The sequence below is a fragment of the Rhodohalobacter sp. genome, from assembly GCF_041686455.1.
Lineage (GTDB): Bacteria > Bacteroidota > Rhodothermia > Balneolales > Balneolaceae > Rhodohalobacter.
In genome coordinates, this window is the sequence record NZ_JAWLDW010000195.1 from 1 (window position 1) to 3,316 (window position 3,316).

Here is a 3,316-nt window from a genome sequence, read left to right on the forward strand (position 1 = left end):
TCCCGTTACTGCCTGAGTAGATGATTCCATTTGGATGAATGGGCTGCAGCTGCATCATTCGCTGGGTTATAAAAGATCCCATACTGTGCCCGAAGATGAACACAGGCAGGGCCGGATACTTTTGCTTTATAGTAAAGTAGACCCGGTGAGTTTCGGTTACAAGTGTGTGGAATGCATCACCTGAAGCGACATAACCAAGCTTGTCGTTGGCTGATTTTCCATGTCCGGGATGATCGTGACCGATAACCGTAAATCCGTGCTCGGTTAAAAATTTGGCAAACCCATGAAATCTATCCACATGTTCTGCCATTCCATGTACAAGCTGAACAACACCAATTGGGGGGCTTTCGGGCTGCCAGTGCAGGCAATACAGATCCAAATCATTGGAAGCTTTAATAATGAAGGATTCCTTTTTCATGATTGCGTTTTAAGTAGGGTTGGGTAGTAAATATAGAGGGTAAACCGGTTAATCCATGATTTACATAATACAATATGGATAAGGAGTCTGAAAGTGAAAAACTATCGGGGTAAAGTTGTATCGAAGTATAAAAACGGTTAACTTTTAAATCTTGAAAAATTAAGAAATGCGCCCGTAGCTCAACTGGATAGAGCGTCTGACTTCGGATCAGAAGGCTGAGGGTTCGAATCCTTCCGGGCGTACAGTTACATACTAACGACAAGCCATAAGGCAATTAATTACAATGTCATATGGCTTTTGTGTTTTTGGGATCGGCCACATTTGTCCAACATTTTCACTTAAATGCACTCTGTTTCTTAAATGATCAGTGTCCCAACATGTTTAAAACCTGAAGTTCAGTTTTTCATGGCGTTAAATTCTCCAAAAGCATTTTTGTTGTTTATTATCAACAATTAGTTTAATTTTGTTGTAAATTTTCAACATTATGAAATCAAAAAAACAAAAATTATTCCCACAGCATCGGGGAATCCTGGAGCAGTTTGGTGAAAATATTAAGCTGGCCCGTAAACGCCGTAAACTTACGACTACCCAGGTAGCGGAGCGGGCAAATATCAATCGGACTACATTATATCATATTGAGAACGGGAAACCATCCGTGGCTATTGGCGCATATTTTAATGTACTGAGAGTACTCAATTTGCACGAAGATTTTTTAAAACTTGCTGCAGATGATGAATTTGGCCGGAAACTGCAAGATTTGGATCTGTAGCAATGCCTCCGAATAAAACAGATATCATTGTATATGCGCATTGGAAGGGAATGCGTGATCCGATTAGGATGGGTACGCTTAGTGCCCAAGAGGCCAGAGGCCATTTAACCTGGAGCTTTGCATATGATAAAGATTGGATTAAAACTCAATCTCAACTGGAATTAGATCCGGATCTCCAATGGCTGGGCGGTCCACAGTATTCCCCGGATAAGCCCAACTTCGGTATTTTCTTAGATTCCATGCCTGATCGCTGGGGAAAAACGTTAATGCAAAGAAAAGAAGCTATTCTGAATGGGGAAAGGGAAAGAAAAAGATTAACGGATGTTGATTACTTATTAGGTGTAAATGACCTGACAAGAATGGGTGGCCTGAGATTTAAATTAAAAGAAGATGGTCCATTTCTTGATAATAATACAGCAAATGCGGTTCCTCCTCTTACAGAATTAAGAGAGCTTCAGTATGCTGCTAATGTGGTAGAATCGGATGAAGATTCTGATGCGGTTAGAGAATGGATCATGTTTTTACTGGCTCCCGGATCATCTTTAGGTGGGGCACGACCAAAAGCTTCTGTTTCAGATGAAAAAGGACATTTATGGATCGCAAAGTTTCCCTCCAGACATGATGATTTAGATAAAGGTGCGTGGGAATATCTTACATGGCAGCTTGCTTATGATGCCGGAATTATAGTTCCAGAAGCTGATTTGATGAAAGTTTCCGGTAAATATCACACGTTTCTTTCTAAGCGATTCGATAGACAAGGTGAAGAGCGCATTCATTTTGCTTCTGCCATGACCATGACTGGACGTTTTGAAGGAGAGGAAAGAGAGCCGCCAAGTTACCTGGAGTTAGCAGAATTCATACAGTTTTACGGAGCATCACCTGATGAGGACTTGCAACAGTTATGGAGGAGAATCGTTTTCAATATTGCAATATCCAACACGGATGATCATATGCGAAATCACGGTTTCATTATTTCGGATGAAGGATGGCGACTTTCCCCCGCTTATGATATTAATCCTTCAATCGACAGAAAAGGACTTGCTCTAAATATAGATTTAGAATTGAATGCTTTAGATTTTGACCTTGCAAGATCTGTTGGGGAATACTTCAACATTAACAATAAAGATATGGATACCATCATGAAAGAAGTACTAGAGGCGGTCTCAAAATGGGAAAAATTAGCTGCAAATTTTGGAATACCATCAGCCCAGAGACAATTAATGGGGGCTGCATTTAATATTGGTTAGGTCAATTCAGTTTCCGGCAAACAAATCTTTCATTTCCCTTCCTTTCACCCACTTAAACAGAAAACAATATATCACTCTAACTTTCAATAAAGTGCATTTTAATACAACGGAGTGAAGACTTTTGCTTTCTTCCGGGCGTACATTACCAAAAGCGGCTGAAAAATGGCTTAATAACCATCTCTCAGGCGCTTTTTTCAATTTTACTTACAAATTGAAAGTGAACAGAAAGGAACAAAATTTGGCGATTTTTTCCCTTCTTTTCCCATTTGTGGGGTAAAGATCAGATGCGGCTTTTCGTTTTTATCTTTATCCATTTATAATTGTTTCCAGATAGGGTTTCATGATGTTCTCGACTCTGCAGATTTTAGCATATTTCAGAATTTCTTTTACCTCTATATTTTTCTGACCAAGTTCTGTTTGGAGAGCTTCAATAGCAATTTCTTTGCCAATCTTGTTTCGAAACTTAAAACAGTCAGCAATGGTTTTGGCCGGATTATAGACCTGGATCGTTTGTCCGTCAATCTCATGTTTCTCTACACCTTCGGTAAAGCTTTCGTCTGTAAATCGATATACCTCTATAGGTGGATAATCTATCTTTGGATTTCTTTGTGTTCGGGCTATGGCAATATGGACTTTATGAGGAATCTCTTTGGTCATCTCATGAAAGTCGAGCGCGGAGAGCAGACAGATTTTTGCATTTGGAACCCTGGCTGCAACAATCGCAATATCCGGATTGGAAAGCGGAGGATCACCAGATAGTTTATACAGACCCCGGTCTAGTTTTGTTATATAACCGTCATCCCTGAGTTTGTAAAGGGTTCTGGGGTGTATGCCGGCTGATAGTGCTTCTGATGTTCGAAGTATTCCGCCCAGATTTTTAAA

General features: G+C 40.1%; 4 protein-coding genes and 1 tRNA gene. 3 read left to right on the forward strand and 2 right to left on the reverse strand.

Features of this window, described 5'->3' with window-relative positions; genetic code table 11:
* The coding region (locus ACESM0_RS13415; RefSeq protein ID WP_372906712.1) for an alpha/beta hydrolase at positions 1-418 on the reverse strand (418 nt) is incomplete at its 3' end.
* A gap of 168 nt (positions 419-586) precedes the next feature.
* Between ACESM0_RS13415 and ACESM0_RS13420 the strand changes: the two genes are divergently transcribed.
* From ACESM0_RS13420 to ACESM0_RS13430, 3 genes are all read left to right on the forward strand, one after another.
* A tRNA-Arg gene (locus ACESM0_RS13420) sits at positions 587-660 on the forward strand.
* 242 nt (positions 661-902) lie between these two features.
* Positions 903-1,187: a helix-turn-helix domain-containing protein gene (locus ACESM0_RS13425; protein WP_372906713.1), complete on the forward strand. Its 285-nt coding sequence runs from the start codon at positions 903-905 to the stop codon at positions 1,185-1,187.
* A 2-nt stretch (positions 1,188-1,189) separates the two neighbouring features.
* On the forward strand, positions 1,190-2,434 hold the full coding sequence (locus ACESM0_RS13430; protein ID WP_372906714.1) for a type II toxin-antitoxin system HipA family toxin: 1,245 nt from the start codon (positions 1,190-1,192) through the stop codon (positions 2,432-2,434).
* Between the two features lie 306 nt (positions 2,435-2,740).
* On the opposite strand, the gene ACESM0_RS13435 is transcribed toward ACESM0_RS13430, so the two are convergent.
* The coding region (locus ACESM0_RS13435) for a type IV toxin-antitoxin system AbiEi family antitoxin domain-containing protein (RefSeq protein ID WP_372906715.1) at positions 2,741-3,316 on the reverse strand (576 nt) is incomplete at its 5' end.